Annotated in this window: 16 protein-coding genes, 1 tRNA gene and 1 riboswitch; of the genes, 6 read left to right on the top strand and 11 right to left on the bottom strand. The window is 70.4% G+C overall.

Annotation, left to right across the window (positions count from 1 at the left end):
- The first annotated feature begins 146 nt into the window (after positions 1–146).
- The 3 genes from K1J60_RS26300 to K1J60_RS26290 all read left to right on the top strand — a co-directional run bounded on the left by K1J60_RS26300 (position 147) and on the right by K1J60_RS26290 (position 3,892).
- Positions 147–1,235: an SGNH/GDSL hydrolase family protein gene (locus K1J60_RS26300; protein ID WP_220648343.1), complete on the top strand. Its 1,089-nt coding sequence runs from the start codon at positions 147–149 to the stop codon at positions 1,233–1,235.
- Between the two features lie 361 nt (positions 1,236–1,596).
- Complete coding sequence (locus tag K1J60_RS26295) at positions 1,597–2,814, top strand: acetyl-CoA C-acetyltransferase (protein WP_220648342.1); 1,218 nt, start codon at positions 1,597–1,599, stop codon at positions 2,812–2,814.
- Between the two features lie 295 nt (positions 2,815–3,109).
- Positions 3,110–3,892, top strand: coding sequence for a hypothetical protein (locus K1J60_RS26290; RefSeq protein ID WP_220651707.1), 783 nt, complete (start codon positions 3,110–3,112; stop codon positions 3,890–3,892).
- A 45-nt stretch (positions 3,893–3,937) separates the two neighbouring features.
- On the opposite strand, the gene K1J60_RS26285 is transcribed toward K1J60_RS26290, so the two are convergent.
- Positions 3,938–4,249, bottom strand: coding sequence for a hypothetical protein (locus K1J60_RS26285; RefSeq protein ID WP_220648341.1), 312 nt, complete (start codon positions 4,247–4,249; stop codon positions 3,938–3,940).
- A gap of 103 nt (positions 4,250–4,352) precedes the next feature.
- Here K1J60_RS26285 and K1J60_RS26280 point away from each other — a divergent pair, with 103 nt between their 5' ends.
- On the top strand, positions 4,353–4,583 hold the full coding sequence (locus K1J60_RS26280; RefSeq protein WP_033524870.1) for a DUF4287 domain-containing protein: 231 nt from the start codon (positions 4,353–4,355) through the stop codon (positions 4,581–4,583).
- 112 nt (positions 4,584–4,695) lie between these two features.
- Here the strand turns inward: K1J60_RS26280 and K1J60_RS26275 are convergent, their stop codons facing one another.
- Complete coding sequence (locus K1J60_RS26275; protein ID WP_220648340.1) at positions 4,696–5,577, bottom strand: Bax inhibitor-1/YccA family protein; 882 nt, start codon at positions 5,575–5,577, stop codon at positions 4,696–4,698.
- Positions 5,578–5,920: 343 nt separating this feature from the next.
- A tRNA-Leu gene (locus K1J60_RS26270) sits at positions 5,921–6,003 on the bottom strand.
- 508 nt (positions 6,004–6,511) lie between these two features.
- Here K1J60_RS26270 and K1J60_RS26265 point away from each other — a divergent pair.
- Both K1J60_RS26265 and K1J60_RS26260 read left to right on the top strand, forming a co-directional pair.
- Positions 6,512–7,282, top strand: coding sequence for an ABC transporter ATP-binding protein (locus tag K1J60_RS26265; protein WP_220648339.1), 771 nt, complete (start codon positions 6,512–6,514; stop codon positions 7,280–7,282).
- 96 nt (positions 7,283–7,378) lie between these two features.
- Positions 7,379–9,919 (top strand): ABC transporter permease, encoded by a 2,541-nt coding sequence (locus K1J60_RS26260; RefSeq protein WP_220648338.1) that lies wholly within the window; start codon positions 7,379–7,381, stop codon positions 9,917–9,919.
- A gap of 70 nt (positions 9,920–9,989) precedes the next feature.
- Here the strand turns inward: K1J60_RS26260 and K1J60_RS26255 are convergent, their stop codons facing one another.
- The 8 genes from K1J60_RS26255 to K1J60_RS26220 all read right to left on the bottom strand — a co-directional run bounded on the left by K1J60_RS26255 (position 9,990) and on the right by K1J60_RS26220 (position 19,403).
- A complete protein-coding gene (locus tag K1J60_RS26255) occupies positions 9,990–11,291 on the bottom strand; it encodes a class I SAM-dependent methyltransferase (protein WP_220648337.1) in 1,302 nt (433 codons plus the stop codon).
- Positions 11,292–11,520: 229 nt separating this feature from the next.
- A complete protein-coding gene (locus K1J60_RS26250; protein ID WP_220648336.1) occupies positions 11,521–12,906 on the bottom strand; it encodes an NAD(P)/FAD-dependent oxidoreductase in 1,386 nt (461 codons plus the stop codon).
- A gap of 481 nt (positions 12,907–13,387) precedes the next feature.
- Positions 13,388–14,329 (bottom strand): Ppx/GppA phosphatase family protein, encoded by a 942-nt coding sequence (locus tag K1J60_RS26245; RefSeq protein ID WP_220648335.1) that lies wholly within the window; start codon positions 14,327–14,329, stop codon positions 13,388–13,390.
- Positions 14,326–14,868, bottom strand: coding sequence for a DUF501 domain-containing protein (locus tag K1J60_RS26240; RefSeq protein WP_220648334.1), 543 nt, complete (start codon positions 14,866–14,868; stop codon positions 14,326–14,328). Before K1J60_RS26240 ends, K1J60_RS26245 begins: the two co-directional genes overlap by 4 nt.
- Positions 14,869–14,926: 58 nt before the next feature.
- Positions 14,927–15,409, bottom strand: coding sequence for an FtsB family cell division protein (locus tag K1J60_RS26235; RefSeq protein ID WP_033524878.1), 483 nt, complete (start codon positions 15,407–15,409; stop codon positions 14,927–14,929).
- Between the two features lie 131 nt (positions 15,410–15,540).
- A complete protein-coding gene (eno, locus tag K1J60_RS26230; RefSeq protein WP_086784875.1) occupies positions 15,541–16,821 on the bottom strand; it encodes a phosphopyruvate hydratase in 1,281 nt (426 codons plus the stop codon).
- A gap of 456 nt (positions 16,822–17,277) precedes the next feature.
- Positions 17,278–17,967 carry a LysM peptidoglycan-binding domain-containing protein gene (locus K1J60_RS26225; protein WP_220648333.1) on the bottom strand — a complete coding sequence of 230 codons (690 nt, stop codon included), beginning with the start codon at positions 17,965–17,967 and terminating at the stop codon, positions 17,278–17,280.
- 4 nt (positions 17,968–17,971) lie between these two features.
- Positions 17,972–18,171: riboswitch (cyclic di-AMP (ydaO/yuaA leader) on the bottom strand.
- A 182-nt stretch (positions 18,172–18,353) separates the two neighbouring features.
- The gene (locus tag K1J60_RS26220) at positions 18,354–19,403 is read right to left on the bottom strand and encodes a LysM peptidoglycan-binding domain-containing protein (protein WP_220651706.1); all 1,050 of its coding nucleotides are present in this window, start codon (positions 19,401–19,403) and stop codon (positions 18,354–18,356) included.
- Positions 19,404–19,519 lie beyond the last annotated feature (116 nt).

The raw sequence follows: 19,519 nt of genomic DNA, 5'->3' as shown, positions 1-19,519 counted from the left end.
AGCCGCAAAAGGGATGGTCGTAATGTCCCGCCAGCCTATGCCCCTGCCTCTCTCTTCTCCTCCCTGTTCACCACCCTCCGGGATTGGCCGAGGGCCGGTACGGGGCAAGGAGTGGGTGTACGGGTACGAGGAGGTGGCGGCGACGCATGACGAGCATGTCCAGAGCAAGGGTGGCCCGCCGCATCGCGGCGGGCGCGGCGTACGGCGGTGGCGGCATCGGTCTGCTGGGTGCGGCGGCCGTGGGGGTGCTGCTGGCCGAGGTGCGGATGGCCAGGCGGGTCGTGGGCAACGGGCACAGCCCGCACCCGCCGAGCGCGGAGGGCGTGTACGGCCACACGCACGGCAGCAGGTACGGCCGCGCGTACGGCTACGGCTCGTACGGCAGTTCGTACGACGTCCCTGACGATCCCCCGCTCCGTCTCGTCATGCTCGGTGACTCCACCGCCGCCGGCCAGGGCGTCCACCGGTCCCGGCAGACCCCGGGCGCGCTGATCGCCTCGGGGCTCGCGGCCGTCGCCGAGCGGCCGGTGCTGCTGCGCAACGTCGCGCTGCCGGGCGCCCAGTCGGACGACCTCGACCGACAGGTCGCCCTGGTGTTGGAGGACCCGGCCCAGATCCCCGACGTCTGCGTGATCATGATCGGCGCGAACGACGTGACCCACCGGATGCCCCCGACCCGCTCCGTCCGCCACCTCTCCGCGGCCGTACGGCGGCTGCGGACCGCCGGGGCCGAGGTGGTGGTGGGCACCTGTCCCGACCTCGGCACGCTGGAGCCCGTGCAGCAGCCGTTGCGCTGGCTCGCCCGCCGGGCCTCCCGGCAGCTGGCGGCCGCGCAGACGATCGGAACCGTCGAACAGGGCGGCCGCACCGTGTCGCTGGGCGACCTGCTCGGCCCCGAGTTCGAACAGAACCCGCGCGAGCTGTTCGGCCCCGACAACTACCACCCCTCGGCCGAGGGGTACGCGACCGCGGCGATGGCCGTCCTGCCGACGGTGTGCGCCGCGCTGGGCCTCTGGCCGGAGGAGGAGCGGCCGGACGTCAGCCGCCGCGAGGGCTTCCTGCCGGTGGCTCGCGCCGCCGCCGAGGCCGCGTCGGAGGCGGGCACGGAGGTGACGGCCGCGATGCCGACGGGGCCTCGTGGGCCGTGGGCTCTGCTGAAGCGGCGGCGTCGGCGGAGGGTGCCGGCGACGGACCCCGCGCCGACCGCAGCGGCGGAGGCGCAGCCGGGCGCCTGACGGCTCGGGGGCGCTGCGGGTGCGTGGGGGTTGCTCGCGCAGTTCCCCGCGCCCCTGAAGAAGCAGGGGCTGCGCCCTCAGGCTCGCGGGCCCCGGCCCCGCAGGGGCGCGGGGAACTGCGCGAGCAACCACGAACCACCCGCAGTCGCCCGATCACAGTCCGCCCCGCCCCCTGAGGCGCCCGACCGAAAAAGCAAGCGCTTAGAAAAGTGCGGTCGGAGTCACACCCTCATGCCCGTGACCCGGACCATACGTACGGGTAACTTCCCCCACAGCCCTGCTTTCCGTACTCCCGCCCGTCGCCCGACCACCGCCCCTCAACGAGGCGCTGCGCGCCGCACCTTCTGAACATGGAGCCGTGATGCCCGAAGCCGTGATCGTCTCAGCCGCCCGCTCCCCCATCGGCCGCGCTTTCAAGGGCTCGCTGAAGGACCTGCGCCCCGACGACCTGACCACCACCATCGTCGCGGCCGCCCTCGCGAAGGTCCCGGAGCTGGACCCGAGGGACATCGACGACCTGATGCTGGGCTGCGGCCTCCCCGGCGGCGAGCAGGGCCACAACCTGGGCCGGATCGTGGCCGTACAGCTGGGCATGGACCACCTGCCGGGCTGCACGATCACCCGTTACTGCTCCTCGTCGCTCCAGACCTCCCGCATGGCCCTGCACGCCATCAAGGCCGGCGAGGGCGATGTCTTCATCTCGGCCGGTGTCGAGGTCGTCAGCAGCAGCGCGCGCGGCACCAGCGACATCCACACCGCCCGCAACCCGCTCTTCGCCGAGGCCGAGGCCCGCACGGAGGCGGTCTCCAAGTCGGTCGGCGCCTCCTGGCACGACCCGCGCGAGGACGGCCTGCTCCCCGACCCGTACATCGCGATGGGGCAGACCGCCGAGAACCTGGCCCGCCAGTGGGGCGTGACCCGGCAGGAGATGGACGAGTTCGGCGTCCGCTCGCAGAACCTCGCCGAGGAGGCCATCGGGAAGGGCTTCTGGGAGCGCGAGATCACCCCCGTGACGCTGCCCGACGGCACGGTCGTCAGCAAGGACGACGGCCCGCGCGCCGGCGTCACCCTGGAGGCCGTGCAGGGCCTGAAGCCGGTGTTCCGCGAGGACGGCATGGTCACCGCCGGCAACTGCTGCCCGCTGAACGACGGTGCCGCCGCCCTGGTGATCATGTCCGACACCAAGGCGCGGGACCTCGGGCTCACCCCGCTCGCCCGGATCGTCTCGACCGGTGTCTCCGGCCTCTCCCCCGAGATCATGGGCTACGGCCCGGTGGAGGCCTCGAAGCAGGCCCTGTCCCGTGCGGGCCTCACCGTCGACGACATCGACCTGTTCGAGATCAACGAGGCCTTCGCCGCGCAGGTGATCCCCTCCTACCGCGACCTGGACATCCCGCTGGACAAGCTGAACGTGAACGGCGGCGCCATCGCCGTCGGCCACCCCTTCGGCATGACCGGCGCCCGGATCACCGGCACGCTCATCAACTCCCTCCAGTTCCACGACAAGCAGTTCGGCCTGGAGACGATGTGCGTCGGCGGCGGCCAGGGCATGGCCATGGTCATCGAGCGCCTCAGCTGACCGAGCACCCCCGCGCGGAGCCGTGACGACACGGACGCGCACCGTGATGCTGTGGCCCGGAGTCCCGGAATCGGTGGGGCTCCGGGCCGTTTTGTGATCCAATCTCCCCCAGGATGTGACCTATCTCCCCCCGGAGAGCGATTTACGCAGCTCAGAGCCGTTTCACCACCAAACATCGGGGCAAGATTCCTGCCCGATTCGTGACGTTACGCACTGACAGCTGGTTAGTCCGCCCTTCAAGCTGATGTAGGAAGTCGGGGGTCGACTTTGAACCGGGAGTACGTCAGTGAGCGCCATGCCGATCGCCTTGCTGCTCACCACGGCCGCTACCGCCGCCGTGGGCGTCGCCGTCCTGCGCACCCTCGTGGGTCTGCGCCGACAGGTCGCTGCCTTGCGCACCGAGCTGGCCGAGAGCCGGACCGCCGGGCCGCGCGCCCTGGTGCCGGCCGCTCGTCCGGCCGCCGACACGGAGGAGATACGCGCGGCCGTCGCCGAGGCCCTCGCCGAGGAGCGGGAGCGTGAGCTCGCCGAGGCCCGGGCCTTCTGGGCCGCCCAGGAGTCCCGCGACGTCACGGACACACCGCCGTTGCTGGGTCTGGCCGAGAGCGAGCTGTTCCTGCCCCGGCAGTCCGATTTCGCGGGCCTGGAGCACCTGGAGCCGGTGATCGAGCCCGGTCTGGAGAGCGACGACTTCGCCGGGGACTCCGCCGAGCTGGCCGCGGCCCGCCGCCGCCACCCCTCGCACCCCGATTTCGTGCCGGTGCAGTCACCCGTCACCAATGACCACGAGCGCACGGTCGCCTGCCTGGAGGACCTCGCCGCGTCCCGCACGGAGCTGGCCGACGTCCGCCCCGGCCCCCTGGGCACCCTCGACGTCTACGTCTTCGCCGACGGCACCACCCTGTGCATGACCCCCGGCCACCGCGAGACCGCCGAGCGCCTCGCCACCGCCCTCCAGACCGGCGACACCCCCGTCCTCCTGGGCGGCTCGGGCATCTCGGGCGCCTACACGCTCACCTTCGAGTGCGGCGCCGACATGGTCTACATCCTGGCGGACCGCGTCATCGCGTCGCTGTAGCGGTGTCCGAGTGGGGCAGCGCCCCCGAGCCGGTGGGCGCCGGCCTCACACCCCGGCCCGCTTCTGGGCCTCCTCCACCAGCGTGACGGCCTCGGCCAGCTGGCCCTCGTCCGCCAGGACCAGCGCGAGATCGTTTCCGGCGACGGTCACCTGGTCGGCCGCCGCGAACATCCCCGCGTCCGGCATCTCGTGGAACGGCCCGTCGGGCGTCTCCAACCGCTGAGCGCGCAGTGCCAACTCCCTGGCCAGCGCCAGCGCCTCCGCGGCGGCGCTCCGCTGGAGCCGGCTCTGCGGGGCCGCCCGCAACCGGTCGGCGAAATGATCCACGGCACGGGTCAACGGCGTCGTATCAAGCACGCCGCGAGAGTACGCGCCTCGGCCGGACTGTTGCCAACAGGCCGCCACTCAGGCAACGTGACCTGAAGGACCGGCTTACATTCCCTTTCGTCCGGAGGCGCCGATGTCCCAAGTCTTCTCCGAGGAGACCCATCGCAACCTGCTCGCCCGCATCCCGCACTGCACCGGTCGTGAAGTCTCCGACTGGATCCGCAAAGTCGACGAAGGCCCCGCTCTCTTCAATTTCGAGGAGAAGGTCAGCTGGCTCCGGCACGAGTACGACCTCGCGTACGGCCACGCCAAAGCGATCATTCACGAGTACGACCTGAGGAGGGCCGCGCGGAAGCTCCGGTGAAGCCGCCGAGAACCTACGAAGGGCCCCCGAACCGCGAGGTTCGGGGGCCCTTCATCAGTGATCCGGTGCGATCCGCCCGGTCCGGTCGATCCGTCCGGTCGACCCGTCCGGTCTAGTCGTCGCCGCTGAAGATGGCGACGAGGCGGAGCATCTCGATGTAGATCCACACGAGGGTCATGGTCAGGCCGAACGCGGCCAGCCAGGCCTCCTCGCGCGGGGCACCGTAGGCGATGCCGTCCTGGATCTGCTTGAAGTCCAGGGTCAGGAAGAACGCGCCGAGCAGGATCGCCAGGATGCCGACGATCGCGCCGAGCGGGCCCATGCTGCGCAGTCCGCCGTCGGGGGCGAGCCCGAAGACGACGAGCAGCAGGTTGACGGCCATGACGAGGATGAAGGCGATCGCGATGGTCATCCCGATGCGGGCGTACCGCGCGGTGACCCGGATCCAGCCCGCCTTGTAGACCAGGAGGGTGGCTCCGGAGACGGCCATGGTGCCGAGCACCGCCTGGAAGGGCGCGCCCTCCCACTGCGAGTTGAACATCTCGCTGAGCACACCGAGGAAGACGCCCTCGAAGGCGGCGTACGCCAGGATCAGCGCGGGCGAGGCCTTGCGCTTGAAGGACTGCACCATCGCCAGGACGAAGGCGATCAGCGCGGCGCCGATGGCCAGGCCGTAGCTCGTGGGCGACACCGGCAGGAGGGCCCAGGCGAGGACCGCGCCGACGACGACCGTGCCGAGCGTCATGGCCGAGCGCATGACGACGTCGTCCATGGTCATGGCGCCCGTGCGGGCCGGGGCCTGCGGCGGGGCGCCGTGCTGCACGCCCTGCTGGGCGTACGGGTTCGTCGCGTACGGGTTGCCGCCCTGCTGGGCGTAGGGGTTGCCCTGGGTGCCGACAGCTGCTCCCCCGGCCTGCGGCGCGGTGTTGAAGCCCGCGTAGCCGTTGTCGCGGCTGAACCCCCGTCGCGAGAAGACCGGGTTGCTGCTCCTCATTTCACTCCTCCATGGCCACCCTGCGTGGCCTTGGCTCAAGAGTAATAGGTAGGCAAAGGATTGACCCTAGTGCTTGGGGAGGATCTTTCCCTGCCATGTCATCGAACACGCTACGCGTCTCCCTGATTCCCCGCCCCGCCCCCCTCAACCCGCGACCAACCCGGTACACCCCCGCGATCTCTCGGAGATCACCCACCGTCCCCGGGATCTCGTCGCCCGCGGGCTCCTCGGGAGGGCCGGCGCGGTCCTGGGCGCGGCGGGCGCTCGGCGAGCGGGAGGGGCGCACCTTGCCGCGGGGGCGGGGTGTGGGGGTTTGGGGAGAAATGTTCAGAGTTGCTCGGAGTGCCCGGAACCGGACTTGAACCGGTACGCCCGCGAGGGGCAGCGAGGTTTAAGCTCGCCGTGTCTGCATTCCACCATCCGGGCAGGCCATGGGCTCCGCACTGAGGTTCCGAGCCTATCGGGGCGCTTCCCCCGAACAGTCGAAGAGCGGACCGATGTTGTCTTATTTTATTGACGTCTGAGGGTGCATCAGCCCACGGAACACGCCATCCGCACTTGCCAACAGCCTTCCGGACGGCGCGACCGGCCGTGTGCGGAATGACGGAATTTCACCGCCCGAACGAGCGGTCCCACCCGGAACACGCGCGGTGACGCGGTGACTCGTGTCGGTCGGGCGCCCCACTCCCCGGTCGGATCCCACCGTCATCCCCAGGTATGACGCACCCCCCGCCGGTCCGTCAGAAGTCTGCCCCCGGAACCGGAACAGCGGCTGACTACACGGCGCTCCTCCGTCGAGACGATGGAGCCACTCACGAAACGACAAACGAACGGCCCCGGCATGCCCGGGGCCCACGCCGGGCACGCGCCGGGCGGAGCCCCCGGCCGTTCGCGAACACCACAAACGCCGTCGTCCCGACAGGAGTTCCCACCCGTGACCACCACGCCCCTCGCCGACCGGGCCACCGCCGTGGCCGCCCGCGCCACGGAACTGTCGAAGGTCTACGGACAGGGCGAGACCCGGGTCGTCGCGCTGGACCAGGTCACCGTCGACTTCCGGCAGGCCCAGTTCACCGCGATCATGGGACCCTCGGGGTCCGGCAAGTCCACGCTGATGCACTGCGTGGCAGGCCTGGACACCTTCTCGGCCGGCTCCGTCCGCATCGGCGAGACCGAACTGGGCTCGCTGAAGGACAAGCAGCTCACCAAGCTCCGCCGCGACAAGATCGGCTTCATCTTCCAGGCGTTCAACCTGCTGCCGACGCTGACCGCGCTGGAGAACATCACCCTCCCGATGGACATCGCGGGCCGCAAGCCGGACAAGCAGTGGCTGGACACCGTGATCCGGATGGTGGGCCTGGCCGACCGGCTGAGCCACCGGCCCGCACAGCTCTCCGGCGGCCAGCAGCAGCGCGTCGCCGTGGCGCGGGCGCTCGCCTCACGGCCGGACATCATCTTCGGCGACGAGCCCACCGGAAACCTGGACTCGCGTTCGGGCGCCGAGGTGCTGGGCTTCCTGCGCAACTCCGTACGGGAGTTGGGGCAGACCGTGGTGATGGTGACGCACGACCCCGTGGCCGCGGCGTACGCGGACCGGGTCATCTTCCTCGCCGACGGGTGCATCGTGGACGAGATGCACGAGCCGACGGCGGACCTGGTGCTGGACCGGATGAAGAGGTTCGACACCAAGGGGCGTACGAGCTGAGGGAGTTCGCCCTCTCCGCCCCTCCGTCCCCCCTCCGCCCCCCCTCTGCCCCGCCCCGGCCCGAACCCGCCCCGACCCCGAAACAGGGACCCCTTCATGTTCCGTACCGCCCTGCGCAACGTGTTCTCGCACAAGGCCAGGCTTCTCATGACCGTGCTCGCGGTGATGCTCGGCGTCGCCTTCGTGTCGGGCACGCTGGTCTTCACGAACACCATCTCGGACGCGCTCCAGAAGAGCTCGGCCAAGGGCTTCGACCACGTGGACGTCGCGATCCGGTCGGACTACCGGCCGGACGAGGGCGACACCGTCGCCGAACAGCCGAAGCTCACCCCGGAGTTGCTGAAGAAGGTCCAGCGGGCGCCCGGCGCCGAGTCGGCGATCGGCGTGGTGAGCGGGTTCACCGCCCTCGCCGGCAAGGACGGCAAGCTGATCGGCGGCGGCTTCCAGTCGCAGGGCGGGAACTTCTGGGGGACGGACGATCCGCGGTATCCCGTCCGGGACGGCGGCCGCGCGCCCGAGGGGGCGGACGAGGTCGCGATCGACTCCGAGACCGCGAAGCGGGCCGGGTACGAGGTGGGCGACACCGTGCGGCTGTCCGTCGACGGCCCGGTCCTCACCCCGACCATCAGCGGCATCTTCACGACGGACGACGGCAATGTCGCCGCCGGCGGCAGCCTCACCCTGTTCGACACGGCGACAGCGCAGAAGCTCTTCCACATGGAGGGCGAGTACGACACGATCAACGTGACGGCGGCGCGCGGCACCAGCCAGGCCCAGTTGCAGAAGGCCGTCGACGAGGTCCTGCCGAAGGACGCCGCGTACACCACCACCGGTCAGAAGCTCGCGGACGACCAGGCCACGCAGATCGCCGCCGAGATGAGCGGCCTGAAGAACGCGCTGCTGGTCTTCGCCGGGATCGCCCTGTTCGTGGGCACGTTCATCATCGCCAACACCTTCACGATGCTGGTCGCCCAGCGCACCAAGGAGCTGGCGCTGCTGCGCGCGGTCGGCGCCTCCCGCCGCCAGGTGACCCGGTCCGTGCTGATCGAGGCGTTCGTGGTGGGCGCGGTCGCCGCCGTCACCGGTCTCGCCGCCGGTGTCGGCATCGGCGCCGGGATGCGGGCCCTGATCGGCGCCCTCGGCGAGACGGTCCCCGACGGCCCGCTGGTGGTCTCCCCCGGCACGGTCGCCACCGCCCTGCTCGTCGGCGTGCTGATCACGATGCTGGCCGCCTGGCTGCCGGGCCGCCGTGCGGCGAAGATCCCGCCGGTCGCGGCGATGAGCAGCGTCCACGCCAAGGCGACGACCAAGTCGCTCGTCGTACGGAACACGATCGGCGCGCTGTTCGCCGGCGCGGGCGTGGCCACCGTGCTGTACGCCACCACCATGAGCGGCTCGGACGGACAGGCGCCGATGGGCATCGGCGCGGTGACGCTGATCATCGGTGTCTTCGTCCTCACCCCTCTCCTGTCCCGCCCACTGATCGCGGCCGCCTCGCCCCTCCTGCGGGTCTTCGGGATCTCGGGCAAGCTCGCCCGGCAGAACTCCGTACGCAATCCGCGCCGCACCGCCGCGACCGCCTCGGCGCTGATGATCGGCCTAACGCTGATCACCGGGATGACGGTGATGGCGGGCAGCCTCCAGAAGTCCATCGGCAAGATGGCCGCCGACGCCATCAAGGCGGACTACGTCGTCTCGATGGCCAACGGCAACTTCCTCTCCCCCGACGTGGAGAAGAAGCTCTCCGCCACCGAGGGCGTCACCGCCGTCTCGCCGCTGCGCAACGCCGAGTCCCGGATCGGGGGCGAGACGGAGTACCTGACGGGCGTGAACGGCACGGCCATCGGGAAGGTCACCGACCTGCCCCTCGACAACGGGGCGTTCAAGGTCGGCGGCGGCGAGGTCGTGGTGGACGCGGAGACCGCCGAGCGGCGCGGCTGGAAGACCGGATCGGAGTTCACCGCCGGGTTCGCGGGGGGCCAGAAGCAGAAGCTGACGGTCGCCGGGGTCTACGAGAGCAACGAACTGATCCGGGGCGTCCTGCTGGACAACGCGACGCTCACGAAGCGGCTGCCGGCCGACGTGGACCCGGCCGACATGATGGTCATGGTCAAGACCTCGGCCGGTGCCTCCGACGCCACCAAGGACCGGCTGGAGAAGGCCCTCGGCGAGAACCCGGCGATCAAGGTCCAGAGCGGGCAGGACCTCTCCGACGACATCGCGAAGATGTTCACGCTGATGCTGAACATGCTCTACGGCCTGCTGGCCATGGCCGTGGTCGTCGCCGTCCTCGGGGTGATCAACACCCTCGCCATGTCGGTGTTCGAACGCTCGCAGGAGATCGGCATGCTCCGTGCGATCGGTCTCGACCGGCGGGGCGTCAAGCGGATGGTCCGTCTGGAGTCCCTGGTCATCTCCCTCTTCGGCGGTGTCCTCGGCATCGGCCTGGGCGTCTTCTTCGGCTGGGCCGCCGGCGAACTCGTCGCCAGCAGGATGCCGACGTACGAACTGGTCCTCCCCTGGGCCCGGATGGCCGTCTTCCTCCTCCTCGCCGCCACGGTCGGCATCCTGGCCGCGCTGTGGCCGGCCCGCCGCGCGGCGAAGCTGAACATGCTGGCCGCGATCAAGTCGGAGTAGCCGCGCGGGAGGTGCGGGAGACACCCGGACGGGGGCGCGTACAAGGCCGTACGCGCCCCCGTCCGGGCGTTCAGGCGCCCCAGGTCCGGGCCCTGAGCGGGAGGCCCGCCGCACCCCCTTCCGGGGGCCGTACGGCCAGTACCTGGTTGACGCCGAGGCGGTTGCGTTCGAAGCCGAGGGCGGAGGCGGCCATGTAGAGGCGCCAGACGCGGGCGCGGCCGGGACCGACCAGGGCGACCGCGTGGGCCCAGCGGGCCTCGAGGTTGGTGACCCAGGCGCGCAGGGTGAGGGCGTAGTGCTCGCGCAGGGACTCCACGTCGCGGACCTCGAACCCGGCGCGTTCGAGCTGGGTGACGGTGGTGCCGATCGGGGCGAGTTCGCCGTCCGGGAAGACGTACGCGTCGATGAAGCCGTCGACGGAGTACGTGCTCTCGTCGCGCTGCGGCCGCCGGGAGATCTGGTGGTTGAGCAGCCGTCCGCCGGGGGCGATCAGCCGGTACAGATCCTCGGCGTACTTCAGATACCGGTCCGCGCCCACGTGTTCGGCCATGCCGACGGAGGAGATCGCGTCGTAGGGCCCGTCGGCGACGTCGCGGTAGTCCTGGACACGGATCTCGACGCGGTCGGTGAGGCCCTCGTCGGCGACGCGCTTGCGGGCGTAGGCGGCCTGCTCCTGGGAGAGGGTGACGCCGACGACGTGGACGCCGTACTCGCGGGCGGCGTGCACGGCCATGGAGCCCCAGCCGCAGCCGACGTCGAGGAGCCGTTGTCCCGGGCTCAGGTCGAGTTTGCGGCAGATGAGGTCGAGCTTGTCGTGCTGGGCGGCTTCGAGGGTGGTGGTGCCGTCGGAGGCGGACCAGTAGGCGCAGGAGTACACCATCGACGGGCCGAGGACGGCCTCGTAGAAGTCGTTGCCCACGTCGTAGTGGTGGCTGACGGCTCGTCTGTCGGTGCGTCTGGTGTGCAGGTGGCGGGTGCGGACCTCCTCGCGGGGCGGTTCGGGCGGGATCAGGACGGCGGGACCGGCCAGCTTCAGCAGACCCTTGACGGCCGCCCGCGCCTCCGGGTCGCGCAGGGTGTCGGCGAGGCCACGGGCGTCCTCGTCCCGCTCCCACACATGTGCCGCCACCAGGTCCAGTACGGCGTACAGGTCGCCGTCGACACCGAGGTCACCGGCGACCCAGGCACGGGCCAGGCCCAGTTCGCCCGGCTTCCACAGCAGTCGGCGCAGGGCCCTGCGGTTGCGTACCACGAGTACCGGGGCCTCCGGCGGCCCGGCCGTCGATCCGTCCCAGGCCCGCAGACGGACCGGGAGCGGGGCCCCTGACAGCTGCTCGAACAGGGTCTTCAGCCGCGACGCGGCGTCCTGCATGGCGCACACCTCCGTGACAACAGATCCCGGAATGTCCAACGTCACGGTAATCACTCGCGGGGCCGTGCCGTATTCCCGCCGGGAGGTGTGTTCTTCGGGTGCGAGTGGGCGGGGGTGGCTCGCGCCCGGCGCACCACCGTGCCCCCGAGCCGTCGGGGGCACGCAGAAGGACCTCCCGCACCACGGATGGCGGGAGGTCCTTCGGGTCGGACAGAGGGTGACCAGCGGGTCAGGAGGCCTTGGCCTTCTCCCCGGTCTTGGCCGGAGCGGCGGCGACCGGCGCGGGCTTGGCGGCCTCGTAGAACTCCTCGCGGGGAGTCTCGATCGCGCCCAGGGAGACGACCTCGCGCTTGAGGAACATCGCGAGCGTCCAGTCCGCGAAGACACGGATCTTGCGGTTCCAGGTCGGCATCGCGAGACCGTGGTAGCCACGGTGCATGTACCACGCGAGGCGCCCGCGCAGCTTGATCTTCATCTTGCCCATGACGATCATCGCGACGCCCTTGTGGAGGCCGAGACCCGCCACCGCGCCCTTGTTGGAGTGCGCGTACTCCTTCTGCGGGAAGCCCCGCATGCCGGAGACCACGTTGTCGCCGAGGACCCTGGCCTGACGCAGCGCGTGCTGCGCGTTCGGCGGGCACCAGGCGTTCTCGACGCCGGCCTTGCGGGCGGCGACGTCCGGGACCTGGGCGTTGTCGCCCGCGGCCCAGATGTAGTCGGTGCCGGTGACCTGGAGCGTCGGCTGGGCGTCCACGTGGCCACGCGGGCCGAGCGGCAGGCCGTAGCGCGAGAGGACCGGGTTCGGCTTGACGCCGGCGGTCCAGACGATCGTGTTGGAGTCGACCTCCAACCCGTTCTTCAGCACGACGTGGCCGTCGACGCAGGAGTCCATGGAGGTGTTGAGGTAGACCTCGACCCCACGGCCCTCCAGGTGCTCCTTGCCGTAGCTGCCGAGCTTCGGGCCGACCTCGGGGAGGATCTTGTCGGCGGCGTCGACGAGCACGAAGCGCATGTCCTCGCGGGACACGTTCTTGTAGTACTTCGCGGCGTCGCGGGCCATGTCCTCGACCTCGCCGATGGTCTCCGCGCCGGCGAAGCCACCGCCCACGAAGACGAAGGTCAACGCCTTGCGGCGGACGTCCTCGTCGGTCGTGGAGTCGGCCTTGTCGAGCTGTTCGAGGACGTGGTTGCGCAGGCCGATGGCCTCCTCGATGCCCTTCATACCGATGCCCTGTTCGGCGAGGCCGGGGATCGGGAAGGTGCGGGAGACCGCGCCGAGCGCGATCACCAGGTAGTCGAAGGGCAGCTCGTACGCCTCGCCGACCAGCGGGGCGATCGTGGCGACCTTGCGGTCCTGGTCGATGGTGGTGACCCGACCGGTGAGGACCTCCGCCTTCGGCAGCACGCGTCGCAGCGGGACGACGACGTGCCGGGGGGAGATGCTGCCGGCGGCGGCTTCGGGGAGGAAGGGCTGGTAGGTCATGTACGACCGGGGGTCGACGACCGTGACGGTCGCCTCGCCGTAGCGCATCTTCTTGAGGATGCGCCGAGCTGCGTACAGGCCTACGTACCCACCGCCTACTACGAGGATCCTGGGACGCTCCGTGGTGCTCATGCCATCGAGTATGTACCCGCCATACGGGGGTCGCTCGTGCGCCCCTTCACAAGCTTCCCCACCCCCTCTGCTACACTCCGCGACCCCTGTTTCCCGGACCACGCCCCACCAGGGGACCGACCGGGGGGTTTGACCGTTGTCAAGGCCGCGTGAACTGCCGTTCCGGCCGCTCGAAGGCTCTGGACCACCCTTCGGTTTCACACGGACGAGACCCCCGCGAAACCCCGGCGGGGACGCCTTGTTGACCCCTGGGACCGCCGGAACGCTCTGCGGAGCCTCAAAACATCGCTCAACAGGGGCGATTCTCTTGTGAAGAACTTCACGAAGTTTCTCGGCGGCGCATCGACGAGGGGTGCCGGAGCACCCCTCGGACGCGCTCATACGTTATCCGAACAGCTCAAGCGAGGCTACCGGCGAGTAGTAAACACTCCCTCACAGGAGCCCGCGACCCTCCGGGAGGACCCCGGGGGCCACCCGCGAGCTACGCGACGGACCAGGCGATTCCGTCCAGAATGTCGTGTTCGCTCACCACGACCTCCGTCGCCCCGATCCGCTCCATGATCGACAGGAGGACGAGGGCGCCCGCCGCGATCACGTCCACCCGCCCGGGATGCATCGACGGAACGGCCTCCCGCTCGGCGTGCGTGGACCGCAGCAGCCACTCGGTGATCTCCCTGACCCGGTCGTACGGGATCCGGGAGTGGTGGATGGCCACCGAGTCGTAGGCGGGCAGGTCCTGGGCGATCGCGGACAGGGTCGTGACCGAACCGGCGAGCCCGACCAGGGTGTGCGCCTCGCTCAGCGGCACGTCCCGCTCGGCGAGGTCGAGGGCCGCCTCGATGTCGGCACGGATCGCGGCGACCTGCTCCGGCGCGGGAGGGTCGACGACCGCCCCGTCCCGGACGAGGTGCCGCTCGGTCAGCCGGACGCAGCCGATGTCCACCGAGCGGGCGCCGCGCACATGATCGTCCCCGACGACGAACTCGGTGGAGCCGCCGCCGATGTCCACGACCAGGTACGGCCTGGTGAGGTCGGTGCGGCCCGCCAGTTCCCTGGTCGCGCCGGTGAAGGAGAACTCGGCCTCCGCGTCGCCGGAGATCACCTCGGGCTCGACGCCGAGGATGTCGAACACCCCGCGCACGAACTCGTCCCGGTTCTCGGCGTCCCGGGAGGCCGAGGTGGCGACGAAACGGAGCCGCTCGGCGCCCAGCTCCTTGATGACGGCCGCGTACTCACGGCAGGCCGCGAAGGTCCGCTCCAGCGCATCGGGGGCCAGTCGGCCGGTGCGGTCCACGCCTTGGCCGAGCCGGACGATGGTCATCCGCCGGTCCAGCTCCACCAGTTCACCGGTGGCCGGGTCGCAGTCGGCGACGAGGAGCCGGATGGAGTTCGTACCGCAGTCGACGGCGGCGACCCGGGTCACTGGTCGGCCTCCTCGGAGGTCTCCGGCGCGGGCACCACGCACGGGCCCTTCGCCCACCACTCCGGCAGCATCGCGATCGCCTCGTCGCCCAGCGGGTTGACGCCGGGACCGGCGGCCAGCGAGTGCCCGACGAGGACGTGCAGGCACTTCACCCGGTCCGGCATGCCGCCGGCGCTCGGGAAGCCCTCCAGGACCTCGATCTCGTCGCGGCGGGCGATGTAGTCCTCGTGCGCGGCCCGGTAGGCGGCGGCGAGTTCGGGGTCCGTCTCCAGTCGCCGCGTCATCTCCTTCATCACGCCGTTCGCCTCCAGCGTGCCGATCGCGGAGGCCGCGCGCGGGCACGTCAGGTAGTACGTCGTGGGGAAGGGCGTCCCGTCCGGCAGGCGCGGCGCCGTCTCGACGACGTCCGGCTGTCCGCAGGGGCAGCGGTGCGCGATGGCGCGCAGCCCGCGCGGCGGACGCCCGAGCTGCTGCTGGAAGGCCTCGACGTCGGCGTCGGTCGGCTCGGTGCGCGGGGTGGGCGGCGGAGGGGTCTGCATAACCTGCTACTCAAGTCCTCGGTGTGGCTCATCGGTTGACGGTCACGAAGGTGGCCGTTCAGCTGTCGGCGGCGTCGGCCTTGTCGACCCCGTCCCAGACATTGGTGTACCAGGGGCGGTCGGCCGCCCCCTGTGTCGTACGGGACTGCTTCGCCGCGTCCGGGTCGATCATCGTGTAACCGGTCTCGCCCGGCATCACATAGTGCAGCCGCTCCCGGATGCGCTGCTCGGCGTACGCGTCGTCCTGCCAGCGCGCCTTGAGGTCACGCAACTCCTCGACCCGCTCTCGCGCCTCCTCGCGCTGCCGCTGCATGTCGGCGATCTCGGCGCGCTGGGAGACGTACTGCCTTATGGGATAGGCGAGCGCCACGATCATCGAGCAGAGGACGAGGGCGAGGAGCGCGGCCCGGCCGGTCAGCCGGGAACGGCGGGCCTGGCGCTTGGTCTGGGAGCGGTAGACCCGGGCGGCCGTCTGCTCACCGAGCACCTTCAGCCGCGTCGCGGTGGAGAAACGGTCCCGGTCCCGGTCCTTCACGGCCATGTCCCGCTTCCCCTTCCGCTTCTGCCTTCTCCCACGCGCACGCGCGTACGTCCCCGCACACGGTACGGGACCGGTACGGGGACGTACGTACGACTGGCTCAGGCTTGGCCCTCAACGGGTCAGCCGACGGCTCAGCCCTTGAAGCGCGGGAAGGCGCTGCGGCCGGCGTAGACCGCGGCGTCGTCGAGGATCTCCTCGATGCGCAGCAGCTGGTTGTACTTGGCGACGCGGTCCGAGCGGGCCGGGGCGCCGGTCTTGATCTGGCCGCAGTTCACGGCGACGGCGAGGTCGGCGATGGTGACGTCCTCGGTCTCGCCGGAGCGGTGGGACATCATGCACTTGAAGCCGTTGCGCTGGGCCAGCTCGACGGCGTCCAGGGTCTCGGTCAGCGAACCGATCTGGTTGACCTTGACGAGCAGGGCGTTGGCGGAGCCCTCCTCGATGCCGCGGGCGAGGCGCTCGGGGTTGGTGACGAAGAGGTCGTCGCCGACGATCTGGACCTTGTCGCCCAGCTTCTCGGTGATGGTGTTCCAGCCGGCCCAGTCGTCCTCGAACAGCGGGTCCTCGATGGAGACGAGCGGGTACGACGCGACGAGGTCGGCGTAGTACTCCGTCATCTCGGCGGCGGAGCGCTCCTTGCCCTCGAAGGTGTAGACGCCGTCCTTGTAGAACTCGGAGGCGGCGACGTCCAGCGCGAGGGCGATCTGCTCGCCGGGGGTGTAACCGGCCTCCTTGATGGCCTCGAGGATGAGGTCGAGGGCGGCGCGGTTGGACTCCAGGTTCGGGGCGAAGCCGCCCTCGTCGCCGAGGCCGGTGGACAGGCCCTTGGTCTTCAGCACCTTCTTGAGGGTGTGGTAGACCTCGGCGCCCCAGCGCAGGGCCTCGGAGAAGGACTCCGCGCCGATGGGGGCGATCATGAACTCCTGGATGTCCACGTTGGAGTCGGCGTGCGAGCCGCCGTTCAGGATGTTCATCATCGGAACGGGCAGCAGGTGCGCGTTCGGGCCGCCCAGGTAGCGGAAGAGCGGGAGGTCGCTGGCCTCGGAGGCGGCGTGGGCGACGGCGAGGGAGACGCCGAGGATGGCGTTGGCGCCGAGGGAGCCCTTGTTGTCGGTGGCGTCCAGGTCGAACATCGCCTGGTCGATCAGGCGCTGCTCGGTGGCGTCGTAGCCGACGAGCTCCGGGCCGATCTGCTCGATCACGGCGAGGACGGCCTTCTCGACGCCCTTGCCGAGGTAGCGGTTGGGGTCGCCGTCACGGAGCTCGATGGCTTCGAAGGCACCGGTGGAGGCGCCGGACGGAACGGCGGCACGACCCGTGCTGCCGTCGTCGAGGCCGACCTCGACCTCGACGGTGGGGTTGCCTCGCGAGTCGAGGATTTCCCGGGCTACGACGACGTCGATGGACGGCACGAGCATCTCCTTCATGGGATGTGACGCGGAACTGCGGGGCCCGCGGGCCCTGCGACTAGAGCCTAACCGCCCCGGGCTCGTCGGCAGCCGACCGACCGTCCCGTGGACAGACAGACCGTACCCATTGTTTCAGGCCGGAACAAAGGGGGGTGGGCCGGAAAGTGAACAGAAAGGCGGAGCGGCGCGGAAACGGCCGGGCCCGGGCGGGGCGACCGGGCATGAAAAAACCCCGCCCCGGTGCGTACGGGGGAATGCGCACCGGGGCGGGGAGCCCGTGGGGACGGGGGGACGGCCCTCACGAGGTCTTCACTATGGAGGACACGGATGTGAGCGGGCTGTGGTTCAGCCGGGAAGCGGCCCGAATTCTCGGCCCGGCCGAACCGGCCCCGCCTGCCCGGCCGTGGGGGACGGCCGTGGGGGCGGCAGGCGTGTGGCGACCGTCGCCGACGCCGCGGGTCAGCTCAGGTGGAGCTGCTGGCCCGGGTAGATGAAGTCGGCGTCGTCGATGATGTCCTTGTTCAGCTCGAAGAGCTTCTCCCAGCCACCCTTGACGTTCTTCTTCGCGGCGATGCCACTGAGGGTGTCGCCGGTGACGACCTTGTACTCGCCGTCGCCCTTCTTGACCTTCTTGCCGGTCGGGGTCTCGACGGTGGCGCGCTCGGAGGAGCGGGAGGCGCGGGTGTCCTCGGTGCTCTTCTTGGTGCTCTGCTGCGAGGAGCCGGAGTCCGAGGAGCCGGAGGAGGCGGCGGCGCCGTCGTACGAGGCGCCGGACAGGCCCTTGCCGCAGACCGGCCAGGCACCCTTGCCCTGGCCCGCGAGGACCTTCTCGGCGATCGCGATCTGCTGGGCCTTGGTCGCCTGGTCGGCGGTGGAGGCGTACTGCGTGCCGCCGTAGCCGGCCCAGGTGGAGGCGGAGAACTGCAGGCCGCCGTAGTAGCCGTTGCCGGTGTTTATGGACCAGTTGCCGCCGGACTCGCACTGGGCGACGGCGTCCCACTCGGAGGCGGTGGCGGCGGAGGCGCTGCCGGCGGCCATCAGCGGGGCGGCGATGGCGGCGGCGCCGGTGACACCGGCGACGGCGATGGCGCGAGCAGACCGATGAAGAACGGCCGGACGACGGTGCTTGCCCTTGCTGGAAAACAGCATGGAGAGATCCCCTCACCGACGCCTGCGAGGTGAGCTGTCGGGTTCGGGCCGGTTGAGTTGCCCGGCCGCGCACGCTCGCCTCTCGGCTCACGTCGCGCGGCTTCACCCCGAGCCGGTTCCGGACGTACGCCCCCGAAGGGCCGCAACCACCGGACCCGGCACTTACCTTGGGTCCCCCGCTCCTGCCTACGGCGCTTGACGCGACGACTGTTCCTTGCGGCCGTTGGCAGGATTCGGCGTACCGACCGCAGGGGCCCGCTGTGGCGAGCGGTCACGACCGTAAACACGTGATTGCCCGGATTTCAAAGACGATCAGGGGGTCTGTGATTCATCTCCCACCTAGATCAAAACGGGCATTCAGGGGCGAACAGTGACCTGAACTGTCGCTACTTTTCGCCCGTTTCGGCACCGACTTCGAGGGTCTGACCGGGAAGGATGAGGTCCGGGTCGGTTCCTACCGTGCCCTCGTTCTCGGCGTACAGCTCGCGCCACCCACCGGTCAGGTCCAGCGAGTTCGCGATCCGCGTCAGACTGTCGCCCGCGCGGACGGTGTAGGCGCCGTCCGCGGCCTCCCGCGCCGCGTCGCCACCGCGGGAGGCGTGACGGCCGGAGGGGGTGGAGTCGGCGGCGCGCGAGCCGTCGGTCACGTCCGCGCCGACCTCCGCGCCGGAGGCGCTCTCGTCGGCACTGGCGCCGCGATGGCGACCGGTGCCGCCTTCACCCTCGTCAGCCGAAGAGCCATCACTCTGTTCCGACTTGTCCGCTTTTGAACCCTCGGAGGCCGTGGAGCCGTCCGAGTCACCCGAGTCGGCGTCGGCGCCCGTACCGGTCCTGGCCTTGGTGGACCCTTCGAAGGCGTCGGAGGTCGAGTCGCCCGAGGCGTCGGAGTCGGTGGAGTCGGCGGACTTTGCCGAGTCGGCCCCGTCGACCTTGCCGGAAGAACCGGATGGATCCGAAGAACTAGACGAACCCGATGTACCGGACGAATCGGATGAACCAGACGGGTCATCCGAATCCGTCGAGTCGCCCGCGACGCCCGTGTCCACGTCGGCGGAACCCGAGTCACCGCCGAGGTTGTGGAGCAGACCGCAGGTGGCCCAGACACCGACGCCCTGGTCGGCGAGCACCTTCTCGGCGACGGCTATCTGCTGCGAACGACTGGCCTGATCGGCGCTGGTCGCGTAGTCGAGGCCGCCGTACTTCTCCCAGTTCGCCTGGGTGAGCTGGAGGCCGCCGTAGCGTCCGTTCCCGGTGTCCGCGCTCCAGAAGCCGCCGCTCTCGCACTCCGCCACCTGGTCCCAGGTGGTTCCGCTGGCCGCGCTCGCGCCGGTGGCGCCGAGCAGGGGGATCGCGATGGCCGAGCCGGTCACTCCGGCCGCGACGAGGAGGGCGGGAGCCTGACGGGGGCGACGGTGTCGACCGTTCCCGGAGAGCATGCGGTTGCCTTTCACGCGACAGCGGTGACCGGTGCGAAGGGTGTGGGGTGACCCCTTCGCACTGACGTGTGAACGTAGCGGGAGTCGATCAGTTGTCACAAGTCAATGCAGCGCAG

This window comes from Streptomyces akebiae (assembly GCF_019599145.1).
Taxonomy (GTDB): domain Bacteria; phylum Actinomycetota; class Actinomycetes; order Streptomycetales; family Streptomycetaceae; genus Streptomyces; species Streptomyces akebiae.
The sequence above is the reverse complement of the archived record's forward strand: the minus strand, read 5'-3'. Positions and strand labels throughout refer to the sequence as shown.

Bases quoted from the DNA above. Each gene is read 5' to 3' on its own strand.
- K1J60_RS26300 (WP_220648343.1), top strand. From the start codon at position 147: ATGACGAGCATGTCCAGAGCAAGGGTGGCCCGCCGCATCGCGGCGGGC.
- K1J60_RS26295 (WP_220648342.1), top strand. From the start codon at position 1,597: ATGCCCGAAGCCGTGATCGTCTCAGCCGCCCGCTCCCCCATCGGCCGC.
- K1J60_RS26290 (WP_220651707.1), top strand. From the start codon at position 3,110: ATGCCGATCGCCTTGCTGCTCACCACGGCCGCTACCGCCGCCGTGGGC.
- K1J60_RS26280 (WP_033524870.1), top strand. From the start codon at position 4,353: ATGTCCCAAGTCTTCTCCGAGGAGACCCATCGCAACCTGCTCGCCCGC.
- K1J60_RS26275 (WP_220648340.1), bottom strand. From the start codon at position 5,577: ATGAGGAGCAGCAACCCGGTCTTCTCGCGACGGGGGTTCAGCCGCGAC.
- K1J60_RS26260 (WP_220648338.1), top strand. From the start codon at position 7,379: ATGTTCCGTACCGCCCTGCGCAACGTGTTCTCGCACAAGGCCAGGCTT.
- K1J60_RS26255 (WP_220648337.1), bottom strand. From the start codon at position 11,291: ATGCAGGACGCCGCGTCGCGGCTGAAGACCCTGTTCGAGCAGCTGTCA.
- K1J60_RS26250 (WP_220648336.1), bottom strand. From the start codon at position 12,906: ATGAGCACCACGGAGCGTCCCAGGATCCTCGTAGTAGGCGGTGGGTAC.
- K1J60_RS26240 (WP_220648334.1), bottom strand. From the start codon at position 14,868: ATGCAGACCCCTCCGCCGCCCACCCCGCGCACCGAGCCGACCGACGCC.
- K1J60_RS26235 (WP_033524878.1), bottom strand. From the start codon at position 15,409: ATGGCCGTGAAGGACCGGGACCGGGACCGTTTCTCCACCGCGACGCGG.
- K1J60_RS26225 (WP_220648333.1), bottom strand. From the start codon at position 17,967: ATGCTGTTTTCCAGCAAGGGCAAGCACCGTCGTCCGGCCGTTCTTCAT.
- K1J60_RS26220 (WP_220651706.1), bottom strand. From the start codon at position 19,403: ATGCTCTCCGGGAACGGTCGACACCGTCGCCCCCGTCAGGCTCCCGCC.